General features: G+C 58.8%; 28 protein-coding genes and 1 tRNA gene. 9 read left to right on the top strand and 20 right to left on the bottom strand.

What is annotated here, in order from left to right; genetic code table 11:
* Positions 1-9: 9 nt before the first annotated feature.
* Together PSUM_RS14095 and PSUM_RS14090 are read left to right on the top strand one after the other, a co-directional pair.
* A complete protein-coding gene (locus PSUM_RS14095; protein WP_007911337.1) occupies positions 10-480 on the top strand; it encodes an RNA methyltransferase in 471 nt (156 codons plus the stop codon).
* An 80-nt stretch (positions 481-560) separates the two neighbouring features.
* Positions 561-932 (top strand): YgaP family membrane protein, encoded by a 372-nt coding sequence (locus PSUM_RS14090; protein WP_020797825.1) that lies wholly within the window; start codon positions 561-563, stop codon positions 930-932.
* Positions 933-1,018: 86 nt separating this feature from the next.
* On the opposite strand, the gene PSUM_RS14085 is transcribed toward PSUM_RS14090, so the two are convergent.
* Together PSUM_RS14085 and PSUM_RS14080 are read right to left on the bottom strand one after the other, a co-directional pair.
* Positions 1,019-2,251: a hypothetical protein gene (locus PSUM_RS14085; protein WP_083348391.1), complete on the bottom strand. Its 1,233-nt coding sequence runs from the start codon at positions 2,249-2,251 to the stop codon at positions 1,019-1,021.
* 20 nt (positions 2,252-2,271) lie between these two features.
* Positions 2,272-2,721, bottom strand: coding sequence for a YcgN family cysteine cluster protein (locus tag PSUM_RS14080; protein ID WP_020797823.1), 450 nt, complete (start codon positions 2,719-2,721; stop codon positions 2,272-2,274).
* A gap of 164 nt (positions 2,722-2,885) precedes the next feature.
* Between PSUM_RS14080 and PSUM_RS14075 the strand changes: the two genes are divergently transcribed.
* The gene (locus PSUM_RS14075; RefSeq protein ID WP_020797822.1) at positions 2,886-3,479 is read left to right on the top strand and encodes a nitroreductase family protein; all 594 of its coding nucleotides are present in this window, start codon (positions 2,886-2,888) and stop codon (positions 3,477-3,479) included.
* Between the two features lie 124 nt (positions 3,480-3,603).
* Here PSUM_RS14075 and PSUM_RS14070 read toward each other — a convergent pair whose 3' ends face one another.
* The 7 genes from PSUM_RS14070 to PSUM_RS31250 all read right to left on the bottom strand — a co-directional run bounded on the left by PSUM_RS14070 (position 3,604) and on the right by PSUM_RS31250 (position 10,166).
* Positions 3,604-4,773 (bottom strand): IS4 family transposase, encoded by a 1,170-nt coding sequence (locus tag PSUM_RS14070; RefSeq protein WP_083348390.1) that lies wholly within the window; start codon positions 4,771-4,773, stop codon positions 3,604-3,606.
* Positions 4,774-4,902: 129 nt separating this feature from the next.
* A complete protein-coding gene (locus PSUM_RS14065; protein ID WP_033041872.1) occupies positions 4,903-5,835 on the bottom strand; it encodes a D-2-hydroxyacid dehydrogenase in 933 nt (310 codons plus the stop codon).
* A 90-nt stretch (positions 5,836-5,925) separates the two neighbouring features.
* The gene (locus PSUM_RS14060) at positions 5,926-6,219 is read right to left on the bottom strand and encodes a YcgL domain-containing protein (RefSeq protein ID WP_033041871.1); all 294 of its coding nucleotides are present in this window, start codon (positions 6,217-6,219) and stop codon (positions 5,926-5,928) included.
* The gene (gene rnd, locus PSUM_RS14055; protein WP_020797819.1) at positions 6,216-7,349 is read right to left on the bottom strand and encodes a ribonuclease D; all 1,134 of its coding nucleotides are present in this window, start codon (positions 7,347-7,349) and stop codon (positions 6,216-6,218) included. Before rnd ends, PSUM_RS14060 begins: the two co-directional genes overlap by 4 nt.
* Positions 7,350-7,472: 123 nt before the next feature.
* Positions 7,473-8,135, bottom strand: a complete 663-nt coding sequence (locus PSUM_RS14050) for a class I SAM-dependent methyltransferase (protein ID WP_020797818.1) — start codon at positions 8,133-8,135, stop codon at positions 7,473-7,475.
* Between the two features lie 65 nt (positions 8,136-8,200).
* Complete coding sequence (locus PSUM_RS14045) at positions 8,201-9,850, bottom strand: phosphoethanolamine transferase (RefSeq protein ID WP_042955420.1); 1,650 nt, start codon at positions 9,848-9,850, stop codon at positions 8,201-8,203.
* An 88-nt stretch (positions 9,851-9,938) separates the two neighbouring features.
* Entirely contained in the window at positions 9,939-10,166 is a 228-nt protein-coding gene (locus PSUM_RS31250; RefSeq protein WP_020797816.1) for a hypothetical protein, read from the bottom strand.
* Positions 10,167-10,178: 12 nt separating this feature from the next.
* On the opposite strand from PSUM_RS31250, the gene PSUM_RS14040 reads away from it, so the two are divergent.
* A complete protein-coding gene (locus tag PSUM_RS14040; RefSeq protein WP_083348389.1) occupies positions 10,179-11,357 on the top strand; it encodes a cyanate transporter in 1,179 nt (392 codons plus the stop codon).
* A 93-nt stretch (positions 11,358-11,450) separates the two neighbouring features.
* Complete coding sequence (locus PSUM_RS14035) at positions 11,451-12,377, top strand: LysR family transcriptional regulator (protein WP_020797814.1); 927 nt, start codon at positions 11,451-11,453, stop codon at positions 12,375-12,377.
* 45 nt (positions 12,378-12,422) lie between these two features.
* Here the strand turns inward: PSUM_RS14035 and PSUM_RS14030 are convergent, their stop codons facing one another.
* The 3 genes from PSUM_RS14030 to PSUM_RS14020 all read right to left on the bottom strand — a co-directional run bounded on the left by PSUM_RS14030 (position 12,423) and on the right by PSUM_RS14020 (position 14,601).
* A complete protein-coding gene (locus tag PSUM_RS14030) occupies positions 12,423-13,190 on the bottom strand; it encodes a class I SAM-dependent methyltransferase (RefSeq protein ID WP_033041866.1) in 768 nt (255 codons plus the stop codon).
* A gap of 62 nt (positions 13,191-13,252) precedes the next feature.
* A complete protein-coding gene (locus PSUM_RS14025; protein WP_020797812.1) occupies positions 13,253-13,618 on the bottom strand; it encodes a 5-carboxymethyl-2-hydroxymuconate Delta-isomerase in 366 nt (121 codons plus the stop codon).
* Positions 13,619-13,674: 56 nt separating this feature from the next.
* Entirely contained in the window at positions 13,675-14,601 is a 927-nt protein-coding gene (locus tag PSUM_RS14020; RefSeq protein WP_020797811.1) for a LysR family transcriptional regulator, read from the bottom strand.
* A 240-nt stretch (positions 14,602-14,841) separates the two neighbouring features.
* Between PSUM_RS14020 and PSUM_RS14015 the strand changes: the two genes are divergently transcribed.
* Positions 14,842-15,048, top strand: coding sequence for a hypothetical protein (locus PSUM_RS14015; RefSeq protein ID WP_033041861.1), 207 nt, complete (start codon positions 14,842-14,844; stop codon positions 15,046-15,048).
* A 136-nt stretch (positions 15,049-15,184) separates the two neighbouring features.
* Here PSUM_RS14015 and PSUM_RS14010 read toward each other — a convergent pair.
* From PSUM_RS14010 to dapA, 5 genes are all read right to left on the bottom strand, one after another.
* Positions 15,185-15,274 (bottom strand) — tRNA-Ser (locus tag PSUM_RS14010).
* An 83-nt stretch (positions 15,275-15,357) separates the two neighbouring features.
* Entirely contained in the window at positions 15,358-16,071 is a 714-nt protein-coding gene (gene purC, locus PSUM_RS14005; protein ID WP_020797809.1) for a phosphoribosylaminoimidazolesuccinocarboxamide synthase, read from the bottom strand.
* A gap of 28 nt (positions 16,072-16,099) precedes the next feature.
* Positions 16,100-16,858 carry an MBL fold metallo-hydrolase gene (locus tag PSUM_RS14000; RefSeq protein ID WP_020797808.1) on the bottom strand — a complete coding sequence of 253 codons (759 nt, stop codon included), beginning with the start codon at positions 16,856-16,858 and terminating at the stop codon, positions 16,100-16,102.
* A 4-nt stretch (positions 16,859-16,862) separates the two neighbouring features.
* Positions 16,863-17,978 carry an NlpB/DapX family lipoprotein gene (bamC, locus tag PSUM_RS13995; RefSeq protein ID WP_020797807.1) on the bottom strand — a complete coding sequence of 372 codons (1,116 nt, stop codon included), beginning with the start codon at positions 17,976-17,978 and terminating at the stop codon, positions 16,863-16,865.
* A 17-nt stretch (positions 17,979-17,995) separates the two neighbouring features.
* Positions 17,996-18,874, bottom strand: coding sequence for a 4-hydroxy-tetrahydrodipicolinate synthase (gene dapA, locus PSUM_RS13990; RefSeq protein WP_020797806.1), 879 nt, complete (start codon positions 18,872-18,874; stop codon positions 17,996-17,998).
* A 330-nt stretch (positions 18,875-19,204) separates the two neighbouring features.
* Here dapA and PSUM_RS13985 point away from each other — a divergent pair, with 330 nt between their 5' ends.
* Both PSUM_RS13985 and PSUM_RS13980 read left to right on the top strand, forming a co-directional pair.
* Positions 19,205-19,765 (top strand): glycine cleavage system transcriptional repressor, encoded by a 561-nt coding sequence (locus PSUM_RS13985; RefSeq protein WP_020797805.1) that lies wholly within the window; start codon positions 19,205-19,207, stop codon positions 19,763-19,765.
* A gap of 9 nt (positions 19,766-19,774) precedes the next feature.
* Positions 19,775-20,248, top strand: coding sequence for a peroxiredoxin (locus tag PSUM_RS13980; protein ID WP_008055978.1), 474 nt, complete (start codon positions 19,775-19,777; stop codon positions 20,246-20,248).
* Positions 20,249-20,369: 121 nt separating this feature from the next.
* Here the strand turns inward: PSUM_RS13980 and PSUM_RS13975 are convergent, their stop codons facing one another.
* Positions 20,370-21,440: an AI-2E family transporter gene (locus PSUM_RS13975; protein WP_020797804.1), complete on the bottom strand. Its 1,071-nt coding sequence runs from the start codon at positions 21,438-21,440 to the stop codon at positions 20,370-20,372.
* A 31-nt stretch (positions 21,441-21,471) separates the two neighbouring features.
* Positions 21,472-21,711: a sulfurtransferase TusA family protein gene (locus PSUM_RS13970; protein ID WP_020797803.1), complete on the bottom strand. Its 240-nt coding sequence runs from the start codon at positions 21,709-21,711 to the stop codon at positions 21,472-21,474.
* A gap of 98 nt (positions 21,712-21,809) precedes the next feature.
* Between PSUM_RS13970 and PSUM_RS13965 the strand changes: the two genes are divergently transcribed.
* Complete coding sequence (locus PSUM_RS13965; protein ID WP_020797802.1) at positions 21,810-23,243, top strand: M48 family metalloprotease; 1,434 nt, start codon at positions 21,810-21,812, stop codon at positions 23,241-23,243.
* Between the two features lie 194 nt (positions 23,244-23,437).
* On the opposite strand, the gene PSUM_RS13960 is transcribed toward PSUM_RS13965, so the two are convergent.
* On the bottom strand, positions 23,438-24,865 hold the full coding sequence (locus PSUM_RS13960; protein WP_020797801.1) for a DegQ family serine endoprotease: 1,428 nt from the start codon (positions 24,863-24,865) through the stop codon (positions 23,438-23,440).
* Between the last annotated feature and the right edge of the window lie 148 nt (positions 24,866-25,013).

Here is a 25,013-nt window from a genome sequence, read left to right as displayed (position 1 = left end):
ACCCCGCTCGTGGCAGACAAACGGTACAGCTGCATTGGTTTGTATAACCCCAAGTCACCGGAGAACGTCGGTTCGGTGATGCGCGCCGCAGGCTGTTATGGCGTGGCGTCGGTGTTCTACACCGGCAAGCGCTATGAGCGCGCCGCCGACTTCGTCACCGACACCAAGCGCGTTCATTACGATATCCCGCTGATCGGCATCGACGACCTGAAGAAAATCCTGCCCCTCAACTGCGTACCCGTTGCCGTGGAACTTGTCGAAGGCGCCCGCCCATTGCCGGAGTACACCCATCCGGACCGCGCGTTGTATATCTTCGGCCCGGAAGACGGCTCGCTGGACAAAGAGATCCGTGACTGGTGCGAAGACGTGGTCTATATCCCGACCACCGGCTGCATGAACCTAGCCGCCACGGTCAATGTCGTGCTCTACGACCGCATGGCCAAGGGCCTCAACACCCGTTCGGGGCCGAAATTCCGCTGAATCGCCGTACATCCGATGGAACAAGTGGCCAGTCGAGGCAGTCAGCTTATCTATCCACTACTCAAGCCTGGAGTCAGATCATGAGCGAACTCAAACGCGTAGAGCGCATCGAATCCACCCCGTTCCAGACCTCTTCCGAGCAGAATGTCCAAGGCTGGGAACGCATCGGCTCACTGGCTGGCGGTGTAGTGATGGTCGGCAAGGGCTTGCGTCGTGGCGGCCTGCTTGGCCTGATCCAGGTGGCCATCGGCGGTGTGGCCCTGGCCCGTGGCATCACCGGTCACAGCTCGGCCAAAAGCCTGCTGGAAAAAAGCCGTCAGGACATGAATAACGTGCGGGCGAAGATCGAGCGTGCGGGGGAAGAGTTGAGGACGCTGAAGGCCAATGCCGAAGCGGCGACCAAAACCGCCACCGTGACCGGCAATGATTCTTTGAAGTCGCCGAAACCTTAAAGCAAAAGATCGCAGCCTGCGGCAGCTCCTACAGGGTGTACGCCCCCCCACTGTAGGAGCTGCCGCAGGCTGCGATCTTTTGATCTTTATTGAAGCAACCCTGTATCAAGGACTTTGGAAGACTCTCCAATCACGCTCTCACTAAGCTGCACGAATTCCTTGGTATCCACGCTCCCCAGACGCATCGCCCCGCGCATCACATCATCGAGCGAGCGCTTGTTGCGGGTTTTCAGGCGAATCTCGCGGTCCAGTTCCTGCAGCAACAGCACCGCTTTGGCCAACTGCGCAGCGTTGATCTGCTCGCCGCGCAGACTGGTGACTTTCTGGCTGTCCTTGACCAGCTTCCTGTGCAGCCCCTCATACCGCTCATCACTCATACCGCCGGCCCGGCGCACCAGTTCGATGGCGTAGTATTCGGCAAACCCCTCGCTGATCCAATCGCTGCGCTGCTGATCGTTGATCCGTCCGAACACTTGGGCCAACTCGCGCACCAACGCACTTGTACCGTTTTCACTGACCAGCGGCAGGCGGGCGTTCAGGTAAATTGACTCATGCGCCGAAAGACTGCCACGCCACATCGGGTCATTGGCGCCGACAATCAACAACTTGGTCGGGTGACGAGGAAACACGGCTTGCACCTGTGGCCAGACAAACGTCAGCAGCGTCAGCACGTCCATGCGCCGCATGCCCTGGCCTCGCGGTGAGGTGACGGTGACTTCGGTTTCGCCCAATCGGGTACGCCGGCTACCGAGGTGACCCGCCAGCATCCAGCCCGTGGGCCGGTCGAACAACCGGGAAACATTATCGATGCGAAACTTGTTCTTGCCGATGCGCGGCCAGGCGGTCTCGACGCTTTGCCAGCCATTGGGCAGCTCGAATTCCAGGCGTGACACCAACTCGATACCGTCCTGCTGATCGATTTTGGCGGGTGGCACCAGATCGTCACCGCGCATCAGCGCCCAGGCCGGGGTGATGCGAGTGTCGAAGCTGCCACTCTTGCGGCCATGGCTGATACGAACTCGGTAAGTCAGGCTGGCCTTGTCCCCGGCAGGGAGCCATACACCACGGGTGAGTTTGCCCGGTGTCTGCTGCCATTGGCCATCAGCCTTGAAATCACTGTAGTGGCTGCCGTCGCCGAGGTTGAAATCCAGGCTGCGTACCGCCGAGCCCTGGGCCAGGGTGAGGCGCACTTCAGCCTGGTCGCTTTGCGGCAACAGGCGCACGTGGTAATCCAGATCGACCTTCTTCGTCGCCGCCCACGCGGGAGCGCTCAGGGACAATAACCCAACGGCCAGCGCCCGCTGCCATCCCACAGCCATACACACTCCTTTGTAAAACCTTAACCTGCGCGGAAGATCAGATGGTCTTCCCAATCCTCTTCGGCCACGCTGCCTTCGGCAAGCATGCGCCCGGACTGGGAAATACGTTCGTGGTGCACCGCGTCGCGATCACCGCACACCAGGTGATGCCACAACGGCAGATCCTTGCCCTCGCTGACCAGGCGATAGCCGCAGGTCGGTGGCAGCCATTTGAACTCGTCGGCCTTGCCCGGTGTGAGCTGGATGCAGTCTGGCACCGAGGCGCGACGGTTGGGGTAATCGCTGCACTGGCAGGTTTTCAAGTCCAGCAGTTTGCAGGCGATACGCGTGTAATAGACGCTGTTGTCGTCTTCATCTTCGAGCTTTTGCAGGCAGCACAGGCCACAGCCATCGCACAGCGATTCCCATTCCTGCTGATCGAGTTGATCGAGGGTTTTGCGTATCCAGAACGGTTCTACTTTGGCGGCCATGGTTCGAGCATCGACATCAGGTGGTGAAAAGGCCGCCAGTCTAGTGCCCGCAGCCCCGCGGGCCAAGCATTGGCGACTGTCGGTAGAACACGCTTGTCAGTTATTGCGCCGCCAAGTAGGGTTTTGCGTCGCTCCCACTTTCAAACGTAGCAAGGAATCTCTTGATGAGTGCAAATCCACGCATTGCCGATTACGCCATCCATCCGCAGTTTACCGATCGCTGGTCGCCCCGGGCCTTCACGGGCGAAACCATTCCTGAGGAAACCCTGCTGAGCTTCTTTGAAGCGGCACGCTGGGCACCGTCGGCGTACAACTCGCAGCCTTGGCGGTTTCTTTATGCGCGTCGCGATACGCCGAACTGGGAGCGTTACCTGGGCCTGCTGAACGAATTCAACCGCAGCTGGGCGCAACACGCCTCGGCTTTGGTGATCGTGATCTCGAAAACCACCTTCACCGCGCCTGGCGCCACCGAAGAAACCCCGGCGCTGTGGCACACGTTCGACACCGGTTCCGCCTGGGGCCACCTGGCGCTGCAAGCCAGCATCAGTGGCTGGCATACCCACGGCATGGCGGGTTTCGACCAGGAATTGACCCGCAAGGAGCTGAACATTCCTGAAGGCTACGCCCTGCATGCCGCCGTGGCAGTCGGGAAGCTGGGGGATAAAGCGACACTGGCGGAGTACCTGCAAGCACGCGAAGAGCCAAGCCCGCGGCGGCCGTTGAACGAACTCGCTGCTGAAGGCGACTTCACCCTCTAAGCCGATCGTTCCCACGCTCTGCGTGGGAATGCAGCCCGGCACGCTCCGCGTCCCAACGGCGTGACGCAGAGCGTCACAAGAGGCATTCCCACGCAGAGCGTCACTAGTGTCCGGTAAACATGTTTCATAGCTGAAGGCTGCCTTGGGCAGCCTTCAGCTTTTCTCGCTCCTGCCTTCGTCGATCCCTCAGTTCTGGAGTAGCGGGCCGTTCGTGCAGGACGTGAGATATGCGAACCGTCAGCTCGAACAACGAACCGGTAAATCCTGAGCGACGATGGAAAAGGTGCAGTAACAAGTAGCTGATCAAGGCACTGTAAATCTGCAGGCGCACGGCGTTTTCAGAGAAGGCATAGAAGCGTTTGAGTTTCAGATGTTGCTTGATCCACTTGAAAAACAGCTCGATCTTCCAGCGATCTTTGTACAAGCCCGCGATTTCTTCAGCTGTTCTTGCGAAGTCGTTGGTCACCAGGATTAACGGCGTGGCATGTCCCTCGCGCTCAACCACCACGCGTCTTACCGGCGTTTCTCGGTAGTCATTCAGACGCTTACCGCCCAGATGCTTTTTGCCGAATAGAATGACTTCATCGGTCATGACCGGGCTTTGCTCGGCTACGGTCGAGTGCTTGTGCAGCACTTTGATATTGGCGTTTTTCTTCAGGCGGGTGACGAAAAAAGCGCCTTTGGTCTGCAACTGGTGCCACCAGTTGTAATCGCAATAGCCCTTGTCAAAGACATACGTCATGCCGGCCTGAATCGGCATTTCCAGTGCATCGCTCAGGTCGTTGACGTTGGCAGGAGTGATGTTGACGTACACCGGGGCCAACTTCGCCAAATCTAGCCCGACATGTACTTTCAAGCCCTGCGTAATGCGGGTTTTCGTGGCGGCTGTCCAGCCATCGAAGTGAGGTCCGCGCAAAGTGATCGACGTGGAATCAAGCAGGCTAACCATGGCACCGACTTCTTTGCGCTGCTGGCGGCTGATGCCGCGCAACAGCAACTCGCAAAGGTCCTGGAATGGCCGGTAGTCACGCTTGTTCAAGGCATCCGACAGGGTCGAGCGGGCGACCGGACCCGCTTTAAGATGGTAGCTATGCGGGCTTAGAGTTTCGGAGAAAGTCGCCAAGGACCGCAGGCTTAAGGCTTGGGTTACATGACCGCTAACCAGTGTCACCAGCAATTGCCAGGACGTGCAGCGTTTGACGTAGCGATCAGCCTGGTGCCTTTCGGTGGATTGCCGAAAGAACTGGCGCGGGATCGCACTGAGCAGGTGGGCTAAACGGGTGCTGGTAAACATGAGCCAAAATCGAGTCTGAAAAATCCGATTATGACTGACGGCCGCCAACAGCAAGGGGGAGCAAGCTCCCCCTTCGGTTTTTACCGGACGCTAGTGACGCAGAGCGTGGGAACGATCAGGGTCGGCAGCTCAGTACCCGCGATTGAAATCCACTTCCCCGCGCAACGCTTCACCCGCCTGATACGCCCGCAGGTTCTCGACAAATAGATTCACCATCAGCGACGGCGAAGTCGGTGCCGAGCTATGGCCCGTCAGTAGCAGGCCGAAGGCCGTCCAGAACGGATGGCGTTGCGGCAGCGGCTCCTGGCGACAGACGTCAATCACGGCGCCCACCAGATGCCCTTCTTTCAAGGCCTCGACCAGATCCGCATCCACCACCGCTACACCGCGCCCGACATTGATGAACAAACCACTTGGCTTGAACTGCTTGAACAGCGCTGCATCGTATATATCGTGGGTGTTCGGGGTATTTGGCAGCAGATTGACCACATAATCCACTTCACCGACCAACCGAGGCAGGTCCGCCAGCGAACCGACTTCGATAAAGGGTGCCTGCTCACGGGCTTCGCTGGCGATGCCATACAGCTGTACACCAAAGGGTACGAGAAATTGCGCCACGGTCTGCCCGATATCACCAGTACCGACGATCAACACCTTGCGCCCCGCCAGGCTCTGGCCGTGACGGCTGTCCCATTTGCGCTCGACCTGGCTGACCAACCGTGCCAGCACTTCACGTTCGTGGCCGAGCATGTAGGTGAGCACGTATTCGGCCATGACCTGACCGAAAATTCCCACCGCGCGAGTCAGGCGATAGTGCCGAGGCAAGCCATCGGCCAGCAGCGGCGTGATCCCGGCCCAGGTCGATTGCAACCATTGAGGCTGATGCCCCTGGCGCAACAGGGTCGCCAGCAAGTCGGGTTGGCCGAGCCAGACCGGGCAATCGGCAGCCAGACGCGCCAATTCAGCGGAATCGCCGCTAGTCAGTACTTCCACCTCGGGCACCGCCTCTTGCAACAATCGGGCGTAGACCGGGTGATCGTGTTCAGCAATCAGGACGCGCATGCTTCAAACCTTTCGAAAAACAGTGCATACGGCCGCCGACAGAGTCCTGCTCCGTCCATGCGGCCCTTGCCAAAATCATTCCAGTGTCGATCACATGGGGTCGTTGCGTCGCAGCAATTCTTCCGGCAAGTGCTCGATGTATTCGTCTTCCGCTGGCGGCATTTGCAGGTGATAGCCCTGCTTTTCGAGGTTTTCCAGCACGACGGTGATGTCCTCGCGCGACAGTTTGCGCTCGGGGCTCAATACCAGGTCAAACGCGTGGATAGCTTTGCCGAAGGCAGCCATCAAGGGCTCTGGCACACGCTCCAGAGCATCGCTCTTGAGCACATAGAGGTACATCTCGTTTCTTTTCGAACTGCGGTAGATGGAGCAAATACGTTTCAAGGCTGTTCTCCGGGGGTGGCCAGGCTGTCGAGCAGCGCCTGGCCCATCAACTCGCGGCGCCAGCCACGCAGCGAATCAGGCAATTGATAGGGACCATTGGGGAAGCCACTCTTGAGCAAGGCTTCCAGGGTTTTCTTGCGCAACATCAGCTCAGGCGCGATGTTCAAGCGTTCGGCTTCGGCCTGGCCGATGGCTTTGAGTCGCTTGAGCAGCGCGGCGGCGTCCACCGGCAACGGCTCAGGCACGGCGGGTGGCCATTGCTCGGGCGACACACTGGCAGAGCGCTTGATCAGATCAAGCAAAAATTCGCCGTCCTGACGCACGGTACGCGGGTGCATGTCTTCGATTTTCGCCAATGCGCCGAGGTTGTCCGGTTGAGTGCGCGCCAGCGGCCACAGCGAATGCTCGCGGATGATGCGGTTGCGCGGCAGGTCACGGGCACGCGCCTCCTGCTCGCGCCAGGCGCAGAGCTCACGCAACACAGCGAGCTGCGCGCGGGACAATTTCCAGGCCAGCTTGGCGTCGCGATAGACCTCGAACGGATCGATTTCACGACGCAGGTTAGCCACCAGCTCCGCACCGTCCTCCAGGACCCAGGCGTATTTGTCATCGGAGAGTTGCGGGCGCAATTTCACGAAAACTTCCGCCAGGTGCACGGCATCTTCGGCGGCGTAGCTGATCTGGGTCTCGGAAAGCGGGCGTTGCAGCCAGTCGGAACGGGTTTCGCCCTTGGGCAGGTCGATCCCCAATACTTCCTGTACCAGCCGCGAATAACCCATGGAAAAACCCAGGTTCAGGTAAGCGGCGGCCAGCTGCGTATCGAACAGCGGTGCCGGCAGGCTGCCGGTCAGGCGCAGCAGGACTTCGAGGTCTTCGCTACACGCATGGACAACCTTGACCACCGCTGGATTTTCCAGCAAGGCGGCCAGGGGCTGCCAGTTATCGATGGTCAACGGATCGATCAGGTAGGCACGTTCGCCATCGCCGACCTGCAGCAGGCCTGCGATCGGGTAGAAGGTGTCGACCCGCATGAATTCGGTGTCGAGGGCAACGAACGGCAGCTGCTGCCACTCGGTGCAAAACCGACCGAGGCTATCGTTGTCGCGAATCCAGTGAATATCGATGGCCACACGGCTCTCCCTTGAAGAATGGCGCGCAGTATATATCGCCCCCGACGATTTCCGCGCATCCACTGAACAAGAGCTTTAGCGAAAATGCCTGCCTGACTGCAAGAATAGCCTGACAAACCTGGCCTAACCGACCTTACCCAGCACGTAAACCCGCCTCGTTGCGAGGCCGGGCAGAAAATCCTGATGGCTGAGCACGCGCAAACCTGCCAGTTTGAATTGCGTCTCAAGCTCGGTCTTACTGACCAGTGACCCTGCTGCGGCCCCCTGCCCGTCGGTGTGCCATCCCTTGAAACGGCCAGCCACACGCGCCGCCACAATCACCGTATCGCGGCTGACCCGGTAAAATTCGCCCAACATCGCCAAACGGAGTTCGGGGCAGGCAATGTGCTGAAACAGCTGCATGCAAAAAATGCTGTCAACGGCATTTTCCGACAAGCCAATGTTGAAGGCGGAGCTTTGAAAAGTCCGGACTCGCTTCATCAGGCTCTGCGGATGGTGGGTACGGGCATGCTCGAGAATAGCCTGGGACTGATCCGTCGCGAGAATCACCCGGTTCGCATGCTCACCCAGCACTGGCCAGAAGCGCCCGACACCACAAGCCACATCAAGAATCAGGCCCGGTTCGCCGGCGACCTTGAGCGCCCGGCGCACCATTTGCTCGTCACGCCAGAACGCCAGGCGCTCGCCCAGGCCTTGCGCTCGCGGCTGCAGGCAGACGCGGGCGTGCTCCTGGTCATAATGCCGGGCGAACTCGAGCTCGATGGCGGAAGGTGACTGAGCAGGCATTTGCAGGGGTCTCGAGCGTAGATGTGCCGGCCGCAGGCCGTCGTATGAAATAGAGATCGCAGCACTCAATCTTTGGCCAGTACGCCATCGATCGCCGCCCTGCGGCACCCGGAAAACATATCCAGGTCCTGGTTATAAACCTTGCTGTTGACCTCCAGCAGCCCCAGCATCGAATGGAACAGGTTGTCCTGGCTCAAGGGCTTTTCACGGCTCATTTGCAGGCAATGGGTGTCCACCGAGAAGGACTTCTGATAGCTGTCGGAGAACCAGGCCAGCATCGCCACATGTTTCTGTTGTTCCGGTGCCAGCATGTAAGGCGTGCCATGGAGGAACAAGTTGTATTCGCCCAGGGATTCGCCGTGGTCCGACAGATACAGCATCGCGGTATCAACTTTGTCCTGGTTGCTGCGCAACAGATCGATCAGGGTCGACAGCACATGGTCGGTGTACACCAGCGTATTGTCATAACCATTGATGATGCTTTCGCGACTGCAGTTGTTCAGTGCATTACTTTGACAGACCGGGGTAAAGTGCTCGAATTCCTTCGGATAGCGTTTGTAATACTCCGGACCGTGACTGCCCATCTGGTGCAATACCAGTACTGTGTCTTTGTCCAGGGTATCGATGAAATGTTGCAAACCCTGCAGCAGGATTTCATCGCGGCATTCACTGTTGGCGCACAGCACCGGGTCCTTCAAATTGCTGACGTCGTCGAGGGTGACGCGATCGCAGGTGCCTTTGCAGCCAGACTGGTTGTCACGCCAGATCACATCGAGGCCCGCATGCTTGAGTACATCCAGCAGGCCTTCTTCGTTCTTGGCCTTGCTCGCGTTGTAACCCTTGCGCCCCATATTGGAGAACATGCAAGGCACCGACACCGCCGTTTCAGTACCGCAGGACTTCACGTCGGTAAACGCGATCAGCCCGGCTTCCTTATCCAGTTTCGGCGTGGTGTCGCGGTTATAGCCAAGGATGCCGAAGTTCTCGGCGCGGGCACTCTCACCGACCACCAGAACCGTCAGGGACTTGCGATCATGGTTTTGCAGGGCAGGGTTGCGTTGCGCGTCTTCACCGATCTTGACGAAGGGCTGGCGCGCTGATGCGACCTGCTCGCGCAAGTAACCGGAAAAGGCACCAATGTAGTTGCTGGGTACCACCATCAGGCGAAGCTCATGGTGATTGCGAAACAGTGAAGAAAGCCCCTGATAGTTAATCAGCGCGACACCACCAATGACCGCCGCCGAGGCAAAAGTCACGAGTATCTTGCTCAATAACTCGCGATGCCAGCGGCGATAACTAACCGGCGTCTTCCACAACAACCAGGAGGGCAACACACCGAGAAAAACGATATACGCAAGCAATTTGAATGATAGTAAGTCGCGGACTTCCGTTGCATTGGTTTGAGCGAAGTTGCGCAACATGCCGATGTCGATCAAGACGCCGTATTGGCCCATGAAATATGCGACGCCCGCACTGATCATGAACAGCAGGGTCAGCACGGGCTTGAGCACCGGCCGGAACGCCAGCAGGGTCAGGATAATGTTGAAAGCCGCAAGGATCATCGCACCGAACGCCACACGCATGACGATGCCTTTACCGTCCGCGATGGTGATTTCGAAAAGGTGCTGCCACAATACAAAATTGAAGGCAGTCAATAAAAAGGCGCTGGCAATCAGTGTCACCCACTCCGGGCGCACGGCTTTAATCTTCAACATGGTGATCGACTGTTCCTGAAAAGAAGTGCCTTCGATAAATGTGAAAATTTCATTTATCGCGACAACACTAACTTTAGGCATCCGACTATCAATTTTTCGTGAAAAAGAAGCCAACGATTGGTTGCCAACCTAATGCACGATGAAACTTTCTACTTATTTGAGAATCGTTCAGGTCTTGTTCAGCAAGCTCGAACTTCTGAGCATCTGAAGGCTGCAAGTCATGCTGATGACCGCCGTATTTAATTTCCCGATAATGCGCAAGACTTTCTGATTTGCCGCCTGCCAACCATTCGCGCCTAATCGGCTCCTGATTCATCAAGGTCCGACTATGGAAAACATTCGCGAAACCTCCCGCCCCGCCCTGTGGATAATGTTCAGCATCATTTTGGTCGCCCTCAACCTGCGCCCCTCCATGGCCGCCGTCGGACCTTTACTGTCGGCGATTCGCGGCGATATCCCGCTGAGTTTCAGTCTCGCGTCGCTGCTAACCCTGCTGCCGGTCATGACCATGGGGCTGGCGATGTTCTTTGGACTGGCAGTCAGCCAACGCCTCGGTGAGCACCGCACGGTCGTACTGTCGCTGGTGGTCATCGGCCTGGCCACGGCTGCGCGATTGTTCCTCGATACTGCGTTGGAACTGATCCTCAGCGCCGTGCTCGCCGGCATCGGCATCGCCCTGATCCAGGCACTGATGCCGACGCTGATCAAATCCCGATTCAGCGACAACGTGGCCCTGTGCATGGGGCTCTACGTCACGTCGATCATGGGCGGTGCCGCCATTGCGGCCGCCTTCGCCCCGCTGGTGATGGTCCGTACAGGCAGTTGGCGCATCGGCCTGGCGATCTGGGCGGTGCTGGCCGTGATCGCACTGCTGTTCTGGTGCAGCCATCGAGCGGGGGCGCCGATGCCGGCTTCCACGAGCAACCGCTCGTTCTTCAGCCATCCACGCGCCTGGTTGCTCGCGGCTTTTTTCGGGCTGGGCACCGCGTCCTACACCTGCGTACTGGCTTGGCTGGCACCGTATTACGTAGAAAAAGGCTGGAGTGAAGAAAACGCCGGGTTGCTGTTGGGCTTCCTGACCGCCATGGAGGTGTTGTCCGGCCTGCTGACTCCGGCCATCGCCAACCGTAGCCGTGATCGACGCCTGGTGCTGGTGGTGCTGTTGGCGCTGATCATGGCTGGCTTTTGCGGGTTGATCCTGAGCCCCGAACATCTCGGCCTTCTGTGGCCATGCCTGCTGGGGCTGGGAATAGGCGGACTGTTCCCGATGAGCCTGATTGTCTCGCTGGATCATCTGGACGATCCCCGGCGCGCGGGTGGGCTCACGGCGTTCGTGCAAGGCATCGGCTATCTGATCGCCGGCCTCTCGCCGCTGGTTGCCGGGATGATCCGCGATCAGTTCGGCACTTTCGAATGGGCCTGGTGGTCACTCACCGGGGCCATGGCACTGATGATCATGATGGCGTTGCGCTTCGATCCACGGCACTACGCCAGGCACCTGCACTGACTCGCAGCGCGCTTCGCATGCCTGCGAAAGATTCTCCTGCTGCCCTCATTGCTTTAGGATCGTTCGCACAAGTTTGCGCATGAGCCGGAAAGGATGCTGAACAGTAACGTGCTACGAAAGCTCGACATGCAGGATTTGATGGTATTCGTCGCCGTGTATGAGCAAAACAGCGTCTCCGGCGTTTCCGAAGCGCTGTGTGTCAGCCAGTCCACCGTGAGTTACTGCCTGAAAAAACTGCGCGCCGGGTTTGAAGACGAATTGTTCATCAATACCCGCACCGGGATGCGCCCCACCTATAAGGCCGACAGCATGTACCCCCACGTGCTGAAGATCCTCGACAGCATCAACCTGTGCCATGCCAGTGCGTCAGCGTTCGATCCGTCCATGCAGCCGACGGTTTTCAATCTCTGTGCACCGGAATACTTCGAGCAACTGGTTCTACCCCACCTGTTGAAACGCTTCGCGCGCTTCGAGCATGCAGTGACGGTCAATGTCCACAGGCTCGAAACCGACATCCCGGCCCAGGCACTGCGCGATGGTAGCCTCGATCTGGCAATCGGTTTCGGCCCGGACTTCCATCGAAGGCACGCTGACTTCAATGTGCACACGTTGCTGCAAGATGACTTCGTCTGCGTCTTCGACCGTCGTGCGGCCCCGTCGCAACCACGCCTGGGCCTGCAAACCTTCATCGAGCGCCGGCATGTGTTTCCGACACCCTGGACATCCACCAGCAACATGGTTGACGGCTGGTTGGCCCAGCAAGCCCTGCAACGCCAGATAGTCGCGCGAGCCAACAGCTACGGCGCGGCCCTGAAGATGATCAGCGGCACCGACTTTCTCCTCACCCTGCCCCGACGCATCCAGCAATTGCTGGCCGATGAGAACGCCTTCGAACGCTGTGAAGCGCCCGATGGCTTGCCCGGATTCACCCTCGACATGCAGTGGCGCCAAGGCACCGATCAGGACAGCGCCAACACCTGGTTACGTGAGCAAGTGATCGCGGCCTGTGCGCAAGCGTAAAAGCACCGGCGCACCCAGCAACGCTCAATTACTGGAGCGTTCTCTCTATAAACGGCGACACAGATAAGCTTGGGTTTGATACGGAAACTCAATAGTTTCATGCCCGCAAAGGGACGGGTGAGTCTGGATCAGCTTCTGCAACTGTGCGGATACTTTCGCCTTTTCGGCAGGTGGAAGAGCGGCGATAAAACTCACCGACAGAATTCGGTCCATGATGACTTCGTTGACGCCACCTGAATGTGTGTACGGGAAACAGGTAAGTTCGGGTTCAGAAAAGTAACGCCCCGTGAATGGCAACTTCCAGTCACCGGTATGAAAGCGTGGAGTATCGCCTTCGTACGGCGTAATGATCTCGGTAATGGCTGCAACCCAGTCCACCGACTCATCACGCACGTTCCAGATCAAGCCCAGCCGACCGTTTGGCTTAAGCACTCGGTGTATCTCGGCAAGGGCCGTTTCATCTGCAAACCAGTGGAAGGCTTGGGCGCATACCAGTGCTTGCGCTGCTCCGGAGTTGAGCGGAATAGATTCGGCTGTTCCTTCCAGGATCGTGATGTGCGGTAGATTCCTGGCAAACTCGGATCGCATCGCTTCTATGGGCTCGACCGCTACGACATCGATGTCCATTGATCCCAACAACTGGGTGAATTTACCGGTGCCGGCGCCTAAATCAACAACCGTCGATCCCGGATGAATCTCAAGTGCCTCTCTAAGCCAGCTAACCAGCTCACCTGGATAGCTCGGGCGCCCCCTGGCATAGGTTCCAGCTTGCGATGAGTAGCCCAGCTGAGCAACTTTCCGAATACCGGCCATGAGTCGTGATCCGCTTTTGGTTTAGAGACACCTGGTCAACCTGACCAATGACGCGATACGGCTCAGTGACCAACAGATGTCTTCGAATATGATTCCCGATCGATATCGAGAATCTCCACGCACAGCTGCACCTCTACCCCTGCCGGCCATTCACACAGATCCCTGACCACTGCCAGCAGACTTTCAGACAGCTGCTTCTTGATCTGCTCCGAGCGACCGCTCAGTATCGCAAGCTTCACATGCACGAACGCCCGCTCGGCCAATGCCGTGCCGACCCTGAACGTCTCGAGCTTCACCGCGCGACTCTTGATGTCGAATTCGGCACCGAACTGCCCGGACCCCACCAGCGTATTGTTCAGGCGCATCAACGCAACATCGGCGTTCAGCTCAGGCAGGTTGGCGGTGTATTCAAGGTGCAGGTGAGGCATGACATCACTCCTATGGGTTGGGGCAAATTCTTACATATAGCACAGCGCCACCTTGTTCACTGGGGCAGCGACAACAGATTGCGCTCGCCCATGAAGGCTTCAAGTCGTGAGCGCAACCAGCGCTCGGCAGGGTCGCTGTCGACGTGGCTGAGCCAGACCATGGACAACTCCAGGGTCGGCGTCTTGAACGGAAACGGCTCCTTGAACAACTGACCGGACGCCGCCATGGCCTCTGCCGTGTAATCCGGCAGGCTGGCCAGCAGATCGGTACCGGCGAGCAAGGCCGGCAATGAACTGTATTGCGGCACCGAGAGCACCACCTGGCGCGAGCGACCGATTGCAGATAACCACTCGTCAGCGAAGCCACTGACGTTGGCAATATGGGACACCAGCACATGAGGGCGCGAACAGTATTCATCGACCGTCAGCGGTGTATCGCTGGCATCGGCTCGTAACACGCTGGGCTGGATATGCCGCAACAATTTGCGCTTGGCGTTGGCTGGAAGACCGCGGGTCTGGCTGACGCCGACCGTTATATCACCAGACGCCAGCAAGTCGGGAATACGCCAGTAATCGACATTCTGCACCACGAACACCACCTTCGGCGCTTCCTGGCGCAATGCCCGCAGCAACGGCGGCAACAGGCCGTACTCGACATCGTCGGACATCCCGATGCGAAAAGTCATGGTGCTGCTGCTCGGGTCGAAATCATGGGTCAGGCTCAACGCCACCGACAACGAGTCCAGCGCCGGCGACAAATGCCGAAAGATCTCCTCAGCCCGCGCCGTGGGCTCCATGCGATGGCCGACACGTATGAACAACGGATCGTTGAACATGGTACGCAAGCGGTTGAGCGCCGAACTGATGGTCGGCTGACCGAGGAACAACTTCTTAGCCACCTTGGTGACGTTGCGTTCCAGCATCAGCGCTTCAAACACCACCATCAGGTTGATGTCAGCCTTGCGTAGCTCGTTGCGATTCATCCATTGACCCCGCTCAAAAACAATCGACAGTTTAGGGAGGTGTAACAAGCGGTGTCTACGCGACTGAACGAATGCCTCAAGCGATTTGCGTTTAATGCCAACAGGCTCACGCGCCGGGTCCTACAGCCCCTTCCTGATTTCGTCGTGCCTCTGGCGGGACAGCTACATCCCCCTAAGCTCAGGAGGCTTCGGGCAAAAACGGTCCGGACGACAACCTTCAAACACAAAAGGAGCATTTCAATGGCTAGAGACAAAGCGAAAGACGACAGGTACTTCAACTGCACCGAAACGCATGAAGCCGATTACGTCGTCGGTCTTTATCCTCACGCCAAGGACGAAGTGAGAAATTTCCTGGCATCGGCCTGCAAAGAAAAATCCCTGCACAATTCCACACACAAGGACGTATATGACCTGATCAAAAAGGAACTGGGCTACGCGCAACCGTAAGGCGGGCCGGTTAGAACGGAGCTGCTCTGCTGAGCAGCTTCCTGATAGGAAGGCAGGCTGTGAACCCAATTCAGGACGAGACAACAAAAACAAAAAAGCCCCGCAGCTTTTCAGCTACGGGGCTTTTTCTAAGTAATGGCGGAGAGATAGGGATTCGAACCCTAGGTACCGGTGAAGGTACAACGGATTTCGAATCCGTCCCATTCGGCCACTCTGGCATCTCTCCAACGGCGCGCATCATAACAACACTTTTGCCGAAAGCAAACCCTCTTTCGTAATTTTTTCTGTGCTATCAGATGCTTGCGTCGATTAAAGCGGTACGCCCAGACGGTTGGCGACTTCTTCGTAGGCTTCGATGACGTCACCGAGGCCCTGGCGGAAGCGGTCCTTGTCCATCTTCTTCATGGTGGCCTTATCCCACAGGCGGCAGCCGTCCGGGCTGAATTCGTCGCCCAGGACGATGGAGCCGTCGTGGAACACGCCGAATTCCAGTTTAAAGTCGACCAACAGCAGGCCGGCGTCGTCAAACAGTTTGGTCAGCACTTCGTTGACCTTGAGCGACAGCTCCTTCATGCGCGCCAGTTGCTCGGCAGTGCCCCAACCGAACGCCACGACGTGGGATTCGTTGATGAACGGGTCGCCCTTGGCGTCGTCCTTCAGGAACAGTTCGAAGGTGTACGGGTTGAGCTTCATGCCTTCTTCAACACCCAGGCGCTTGACCAGGCTGCCGGCGGCGTAGTTACGCACGACGCACTCAACCGGGATCATGTCGAGTTTCTTCACCAGGCATTCGTTGTCGCCCAGCAGCTTGTCGAATTGAGTCGGCACGCCGGCGGCTTCGAGTTTCTGCATGATGAAGGCATTGAACTTGTTGTTCACCATGCCTTTGCGGTCGAGCTGTTCGATGCGCTTGCCGTCGAACGCCGAAGTGTCGTTGCGAAACAGCAGGATCAAGCGGTTAGCGTCGTCGGTCTTGTAAACCGATTTGGCTTTGCCGCGGTACAGTTCTTCACGTTTTTCCATGATGGGCTCCGCTTGCTAAGTAGGTGGGCTAGGCGATGTGTCGCCAGTCGAGCCCTGAATCTTGATCGGCCAGTTGCAGCCAGTCCGGGTCGCACCCGAGGGTGTCGACAAAACATTGCCGGGCCAGCCGCGGCAGGTTGTTCTTGCTGCTCAGATGGGCCAGGACCAGGTGTTGCAGGTCTTTCCAGCCCAACTCGGACACCAGGAATGCCGCCTGATGGTTGTTCAAATGTCCCAGCTCACCGCCCACCCGCTGCTTGAGAAAGTACGGATAATGACCGCGAGCCAGCATGTCCCGGCAATGGTTGGCCTCGATCATCAATGCATCGAGGTCGCGATAGCCGTATAGCACCTTGTCGCAATACGAGCCCAGGTCGGTCAGCAGGCCGAAGCGCCGCTCACCGTCACTGAAAACGTATTGTGTCGGCTCCTGCGCATCGTGGGCCACGGCAATGACCTCGATGCTCAAGTCGCCGATCTGCAGTTGTTCGCCCCCGGCCAGCAAGCCCGCGGGCTCGACCGGCTTGCGCATCCCGCGCAGGGTCCCGCGACTGAGGTAGACAGGCAGATTGTAACGCCGAGACAGCAAACCCACGCCATGCACGTGGTCGGCATGTTCGTGGGTCACGAGTATCGCGCTTAGCTGCGCAGGATCTACACCCAGGCGCAGCAAGCGTTTTTCGGTTTCCCGCAGGGAGAAACCACAATCCACCAGCACATACGTATCAGCGCTGGCTATCAGCGTGCCATTCCCTTGGCTACCGCTGCCGAGAACGGCAAAACGCATGTGATCAGCCCAGGTTGTCCTGAATGACGCTCAACACTTTGCGCGCCACGTCAGCCGGCGCCACGGTATTGATGTTTTTCTCGACGGTGACCTGGACGCTGTCGCCCACCTTGCTCAGGCGAACCTGGTAGCGCTCGGCACGGGACTCGACTTCTTCCTTGCTCGGCGCACTGCCGAACAGGCCGCTGAAGAACCCGGGCTTGTCGTCCTTCTTCTCGGCTTTTTCAGCGAGGTTGATGTAGTACAGGCCCAGGCTGCGGTTGATGTCTTCAACGCGCCACTCGCCCTGCTCCAGCGCACGACCGACGCTCGACCAGGCACGATCCAGGTCGGTACCGACGTTCAGCACCGGGTTGCCGCTGCCGTCTTCGCTGAGGCTGACGCGACTTGGCGCGTCGGAATCGCGAGAGGCCAGCATGGAGACCGAACCACCCTTCTCGGAAATGCGGCTCATGCTTGCCAGCATGTCGTCGACCAGTGCCGCGTCAAGGCCGGTGTTGACCGAACGGTTGGTGAAGGCGACATCGGCAGTGCTGCCGGCAGGACGCTCGGCGCTGACCACGTAGATTTCACTGGTATTGCGCTGTACGCCCGGCTCGATGCGCACCCGCACGCGGGTTTCGCTGTCGGTGCCGACACCGGCCGCGCTCAGGCGCTTGGCCATGGCAGCCGACAGTTCGTCGGAACGCTGCCAGGTCGTGGTGAATTCACCGGTTTGCGGGCGCTGTTCGTCCAGGCGGAAACCGTTGTCCTGGAAGAACTGTACGGCCACGGGCCAGGCTTCCGCCGGCGGGTTCTGCGCCAGGATCGAGCGCGAATCGCCGCTCTTTTGCAGGGAGTAGGCACTGGCGTCGGCCGCGGCCGACAACGGCTGCGGACGAGGCACGATGTATTCGCCCTTGGCGGTGTCATCGGCGACGTTGCGCGGAATCGGCAGCAGCGGATCCAGACGCTTGGCGGTGGTGACATCCGGCGGCAATTGCATGGGTGCAGTCTGTTGCGCTTCCAGGTAATCGCTACCACGGTCACGGAAATAACCTTCCGGGCCCCAGACCCATCCACAGCCACTGGTGCTGGAAATGATCAGGGCAAGTGCGGAAAGTCCGGCCATTCGCTTCATGCGTTGTACTTCCTCAATTAAACCAGGACGCCGGACTGGCGCATGGCCTGCCGCAGCGGTTCGTGACATTCAGCGCTGAGCCAGGTGAGCGGCAGACGGATTCCGTCCGGCATCAGGCCCATCTCATGCAGCGCCCATTTCACGGGAATTGGATTGGACTCGATAAACAGGGTTTTATTGAGTGGCATCAGCTTTTGGTGAATGGCGCGCGCCTTCTCGGCTTCGCCGTTCAGCGCGGCGATGCACATGTCGGCCATGTCACGCGGGGCGACGTTGGCCGTCACCGAAATGTTGCCCTTGCCGCCCAGCAGGATCAGCTCGACCGCGGTGGCATCGTCACCGGAGAGCACCAGGAAGTTGCTGTCGACGCCATCGATGATGGCCTTGGCGCGCTGCAGGTCGCCGGTGGCTTCCTTGATACCGATGATGTTCTTGACGCTCGACAGGCGAATCACGGTCTCGGCCAGCATGTCGCAGGCGGTGCGGCCTGGCACGTTATAGAGGATCTGCGGGATGTCGACGGCTTCGGCGATCGCCTTGAAGTGCTGGTACAGGCCTTCCTGGGTCGGCTTGTTGTAGTAAGGCGTGACCAGCAGGCAGGCATCGGCGCCCGCGGTCTTTGCATTGGTGGTCAACTCGATCGCCTCGCGGGTCGAGTTGGCGCCGGTGCCGGCGATGACCGGAATGCGACCGTTGACCTGCTTGACTACGCGACGGATCACTTCGATGTGTTCGCTCACATCAAGGGTGGCCGATTCACCTGTGGTGCCGACCGCCACGATGGCGTGGGTGCCGTTTTGCAGGTGAAAGTCCACCAGTTTGCTCAAGCTGTCCCAGTCGAGACGACCTTGTGCATCCATGGGTGTGACCAGTGCCACCATACTGCCCGCAATCATGCAACCGCTCCTGCCGGAAAAAGAGAGCCGTAATGGTACTGGCGCCAAGATGCTTGCACAAGCGAAGTACTGCGCTGCCGCCATTCCCCTTGGCGCTGCTTTTCGCTACCCTTCAGACTTTGATCGATACTGCTAAGCTCGTATTTCGGGTTCGCGCCTCCATTTTCGACATCTCAAGCCCCCGATCCAGCGTTGCCACCCCCGCTCCCGCCACTCTGGAGCCACGTTGTGACCTTGTGCCCGGGGCTTTGATGATTCGCATGCGCAGGCTCGCTCCCGGCAAAACCAGCCGATAGAAGTACCGACCGCTCATCGCTTTAGGAATGCTGCATGTCCACCCCCACAGTTCGCGAACAATTCCTTGTCATCAGTGCCCTCGGCGCCAACCCCATGGAGCTGACTAACGTCCTGTGCCGCGCCAGCCATGAAAATCGCTGCGCCGTGGTCACCTCCCGCCTGACGCGTCATGGCGAGTGCAGTGCGCTGGTCCTCGAAATCTCCGGCACCTGGGACGCCCTGGCTCGCCTGGAGGGCAGCCTGCCGACCTTGGCAAAACGGCACGCCTTTACCGTCAACGTGGTGCGCAGCGCTGCCCTGGAGAACCGTCCCCAGGCCCTGCCCTACGTGGCGTATGTCAGCTCTGCCTACCGCTCGGACATCATCAACGAGCTGTGCCAGTTCTTCATGGACCACAACGTCGAACTGGAAAACCTGACCTGTGACACCTACCAGGCACCCCAGACCGGCGGCACCATGCTCAATGCCACGTTTACCGTGACCTTGCCGGCCGGCGTGCAAATCAGCTGGTTGCGCGACCAGTTCCTGGACTTTGCCGACGCGCTGAACCTCGATGCCCTGATCGAACCGTGGCGCCCACAGAACCCAATGTAAGGAAACATCATGGCCGTTGCACTCGACCAACCGGTTGCCGATTTCGAAGCACCCGCCACCAGCGGGCAAACCGTGCGTCTCGCAGATCTAAAGGGCAAGCAGGTAGTGATCTACTTCTACCCCAAGGACAGCACGCCGGGCTGCACCACCCAAGGCCAGGGCTTTCGCGACCAACTGGACGCCTTCAAGGCCGCCAACACCGAGGTGTTCGGCGTGTCCCGCGATAGCCTCAAGTCCCACGAGAACTTCAAGGCCAAGCAGGCATTCACTTTCGAACTGATCAGCGACAAGGAAGAAGCGCTGTGCCAGCTGTTTGATGTGATCAAGCTGAAAAAGCTTTATGGCAAGGAATACATGGGCGTGGATCGCAGCACGTTCCTGATCGACAAAGATGGTGTGTTGCGCCAGGAATGGCGTGGCGTGAAGGTACCGGGGCATGTGGATGCGGTTCTCGCGGCGGCGCAGGCATTGAACAAGGCCTGATTTCTTCGATGCCTGTCTTGACGCTTTCGCGAGCAGGCTCGCTCCCACAGTTAAGCGGATCAACTGTGGGACCGAGCCTGCTCGGGAAGAGCCCATCAGCCGAAATGATCGGGGATGATCGTTAAAGCAGCGGCGCCACGATCGGCTCCTTGCGCGGCCACGCATCCAATACGGCCTTGAACAGCGTCGCCAGGGGAATCGCGAAGAACACGCCCCAGAACCCCCACAGCCCGCCAAACAACAACACCGCGCAGATGATCGCCACTGGATGCAGGTTTACCGCTTCCGAGAACAACAGTGGCACCAGCACGTTGCCGTCCAGCGTCTGGATAATCCCGTAGACCGCCATCAAATAGATGAACTGATCGCTCCAGCCCCACTGGAACAGCGCAATCAGGAACACCGGCACGGTCACCACCACCGCCCCGACGTAGGGCACGACCACCGAGATGCCCACCAACAAGGCCAGCAGGGCCGCGTAGTTGAGTTCGAGGACGACAAAGGCGATGTAGGTCACCCCGCCGCAAATGAAAATCTCGATGACCTTGCCACGAATGTAGTTGGCGATCTGCCGGTTCATCTCGCGGCCGACGCGGGTGATCAGCGCGCGCTCACGGGGCAGGTAGCCGCGCACCCACTGGCCGATCATTTGCCGGTCCTTGAGAAAGAAGAACACCAGGATCGGCACCAGCACCAGGTAGATCATGATGTTGACCAGCAACGGCAGGCTCGACAGCGAAAACGTCAGCGCCCATTGGCCAAACTTGCCGATCTCGCCCCGCGCCGCTTCAATGGCCCGTAGCACCTGCTCATCGGACACCAGATGCGGATAGCGCTCAGGTAGTAGCAGCAACAGGGTTTGCCACTTGGCGAGCATGCCGGGCAATTCGTTGAACAACGTGATCAGTTGATGCCAGAGCAACGGCACCACGACCACGAGGAACACCAGCAGCAATCCCATGAACAGGGCGAAGACCAGCCCCACCGCGACCCCGCCCGGCACGCGCACTCGTTCCAGGCTCACCACCAGGCCCTGCATCAGGTAAGCCAGCACCATCCCCGCCAGCACTGGCGCCAGCATGCCGCCCAGGGTCAGCACGGCGGTAAATGCCAGGAACAACAGGACTGCCAGAACCACGGCTTCTTCGTCTGAGAAATAGCGCTGAATCCAGTCGCGCAACACTTTGAACATCAATAATCCTTAAGATCGAACGCAGCAGGTTTCAGGCTTTTTTCAACCAGTAACGGTAAATGCCCGCTTCATCTTCTTCACGAAGCAGCGTATGACCTGCCAATCGGGCAAAGGTGCGGAAATCACGCTGCGAGCCTGCATCGGTGGCAATGACCTTGAGCACCGCGCCACTGGCCATCCGGTTGAGCTCCATCTTGGCCTTGAGCAACGGCAGCGGGCAATTGAGGCCACTGGCGTCGAGTTCAACGTCATGGGCTACAGCGTCGATCATTGCATCACTCCGGTTCAGGTGGTTGAGCTGCCTAGAATATCTGGTCGCAAGGCTGGTGTCCGGCTACAGTAAGCTCTTTGTCGACTAAGGCCTTGTGCATGACTTTTTTGCGCCCCACCCTGCTGACGCTCGCTTGCCTGCTCGCCTCACCGGGCTTCGCCGACGACCTGCCGTCACTCGGTGACGCCAGTTCTGCCATCGTCTCGCCGCAACAGGAGTATCAGTTGGGCCGCGCCTGGCTTGCCCTGTTGCGCAGCCAGGTAGCACAGCTCAACGACCCGCAGCTCAAGGATTACGTTGAATCCAGCGTCTACCGCCTGGTGGAGACCAGCCAGGTCAATGACCGGCGCCTGGAGTTCATCCTGATCAACAGCCCACAGCTCAACGCGTTCGCGGCCCCAGGCGGGATCGTCGGGGTCAACGGCGGCCTGTTCCTCAATGCGCAGACCGAAGGCGAATATGCCTCGGTACTGGCTCACGAATTGGCTCACTTGTCGCAGCGCCACTTTGCCCGCGGTGTCGAGGCCCAGCAGCGCATGCAGGTACCGATGATGGCCGCGTTGCTGGCCGGCATCGTGATTGCCGCGGCCGGCGCCGGCGATGCCGGTATTGCGGCGATTGCAGGCACGCAGGCGGCGGCCATCCAGGAACAGCGGCGATTCTCTCGCCAGAACGAACAGGAAGCCGACCGCATCGGCATCCTCAACCTGGAAAAGGCCGGCTACGACCCCCGCTCCATGCCAACCATGTTCGAACGCCTGGGGCGCCAATACCGCTTCGACGCCAAGCCACCGGAATTTTTGCTGACTCACCCGGTGACCGAATCGCGAATCGCCGACACCCGTAACCGTGCCGAGCAGGCCCCGCAGGGCGGCATCGAAGACACCCTGCGTTATCAGTTGATTCGTACGCGGGTTCAGTTGATCTACGAAGAAACCCCAGGCCTGGGCGCCAAGCGTTTCCGCGCCCTGCTGGAGGAAAATCCGAAAAACGATGCGGCGCGCTACGGTCTTGCGATTGCGCAGATCAAAGGCGGTCAACTGAACGAAGCACGGGAAAACCTCAAGCCGCTGCTGGCCAAGGCGCCGAACGAGATTATCTACAACCTCGCCCAGGTCGATTTGGACATTACCAACAATCGCCTGCCGGATGCACAGTCCAGGGTTGACCGGATGCTGACGCAATACCCCGGCAATTATCCACTGAACCAGGTACGCGTTGACCTGCTGCTGAAACAGAACCGCGCCGCCGATGCCGAGAAAGCACTCGAAGGCCTGCTCAAGTCGCGCCCGGACGATCCAGACGTGTGGTATCAGGTTGCCGAAACCCGCGGACTGTCAGGCAACATCATCGGCCTGCACCAGGCGCGTGCCGAGTATTTCGCGCTGGTGGGCGACTATCGCCAGGCCATCCAGCAACTCGATTTTGCCAAGCGCAAGGCCGGCAACAATTTCCCGCTGGCCTCGCGAATCGATGCCCGCCAGCGAGAGCTGATGGAGCAGGAACGCATGATCAAGGACATGATGGGCTGACGCTTCAACAAAACCCGGATAACACACAACCTGTAGGAGCTGCCGCAGGCTGCGATCTTTTGATTTTAATAAAGCAAGATCAAGAGATCGCAGCCTGCGGCAGCTCCTACAGGGAATGGCGTGAGACAGGTGAAAGCCCCCCCCAAAAAAAACCGCCTCTTTCGAGGCGGTTTTTCATTTAGCGAACCAGCTGTTTATTCAGCCAGCTTGAAGGTGATGAAGCTCGCACGGTTCTGGCGCAGTACGCGCATTGACACCGAGCGGTTCTTCGGCAACGCCTTGGCGATGTCCGTGAACTCCTTGGCCGAACCGATCGCCTGATTGTTCAGGTGAGTGATGATATCGCCGGGCTGCAGGCCGATCATCGACGCCGGGCCGTCCTGGACTTCCTTGATCACCACACCGCCCTTGAGGTCGTAGGTTTTCTTCTGTTCGTCCGTCAGCTCCGCCACGGAGACGCCCAGGCGGTTGCTGCTGCGCTCGATGCTCGACAGCGGCAGGTCGTCCAGCTCCTTACCTTCTTCCGGGATAGCGCCAACCGTCAGCTCGACATTCTTGCGCTTGCCTTCGCGGATCACTTCCAGATTAGCCTTGGAGCCCGCCTTCAAGGCGCCCACCAGGTGTGGCAGATCGGCGGACATGATGATCGGCTGGCCATTCATGCTCAGGATCACATCGCCGACTTGCAGTCCACCCTTGGCAGCCGGGCCGTCATCCTGGATCTGCGCAACGAGCGCACCGGCCGGCTTGTCCAGGCCAAACGATTCGGCCAGGTCCTTGCTCACTTCCTGGATCACCACACCCAACCATCCACGACTGACCTTGCCACCGCTTTTGAGCTGGTTGGAAACGTCCATCGCCACGTCGATAGGGATCGCGAACGATACGCCCATGAAGCCGCCGGAACGGGTATAGATCTGAGAGTTGATGCCGACCACCTCACCGTTGAGGTTGAACAACGGCCCACCCGAGTTACCCGGGTTGATCGCCACGTCGGTCTGGATGAACGGCACATAGTTTTCATTCGGCAGACTGCGGCCGACGGCACTGACGATGCCCTGGGTCACGGTGTGGTCGAAACCGAATGGCGAGCCGATGGCTACAACCCATTGCCCGGCTTTCAGATCCTGGGATTTGCCCAGCTTCAGGACCGGAAGATCCTTGCCTTCGACTTTTAGCAACGCCACATCGGATCGAGGATCGGTGCCGATGAGCTTGGCCTTCATTTCACTGCGGTCGGACAGACGCACGAGGATTTCGTCGGCATCGGCGATCACATGGTTATTGGTCAAGATGTAGCCGTCAGGCGAAATGATGAAACCTGAACCCAACGATTGCGCTTCGCGCTGACGATCGCCACGGGGGTACCGAGGCTGCGGCGGCATGCCACGCTCGAAAAACTCGCGCAGCATCGGCGGCAAGCCTTCGAGGTCAGGCATCTGCTGGTTCACTTTGCGGTCAGGCAGCTTTTGCGTGGTACTGATATTCACCACCGCAGGCGAAGCCTGTTCGACCAGTTGCGTGAAGTCAGGCAATTCGACCGCTTGAACGGCGACCGCCTGACCGAGCACCAGCACGGTGGCAAAAATGGAGAGGTAAGACTTCAAGCGTGGTATCGACATACGGCTCCCGTTACGACGAGCATGGTTAAGCGATATGGAGCAAGGAACACCGAGAAAGATACGCCGGTATTTTTGTTCCGGGAACAACAAACAAGGCCAGAGCCGAGGGGCTCTGACCTATAAAAAATATTGGAGGGATTTGCAAATT

The sequence above is a fragment of the Pseudomonas umsongensis genome, assembly GCF_002236105.1.
Lineage (GTDB): Bacteria > Pseudomonadota > Gammaproteobacteria > Pseudomonadales > Pseudomonadaceae > Aquipseudomonas > Aquipseudomonas umsongensis.
The sequence above is the reverse complement of the archived record's forward strand: the minus strand, read 5'-3'. Positions and strand labels throughout refer to the sequence as shown.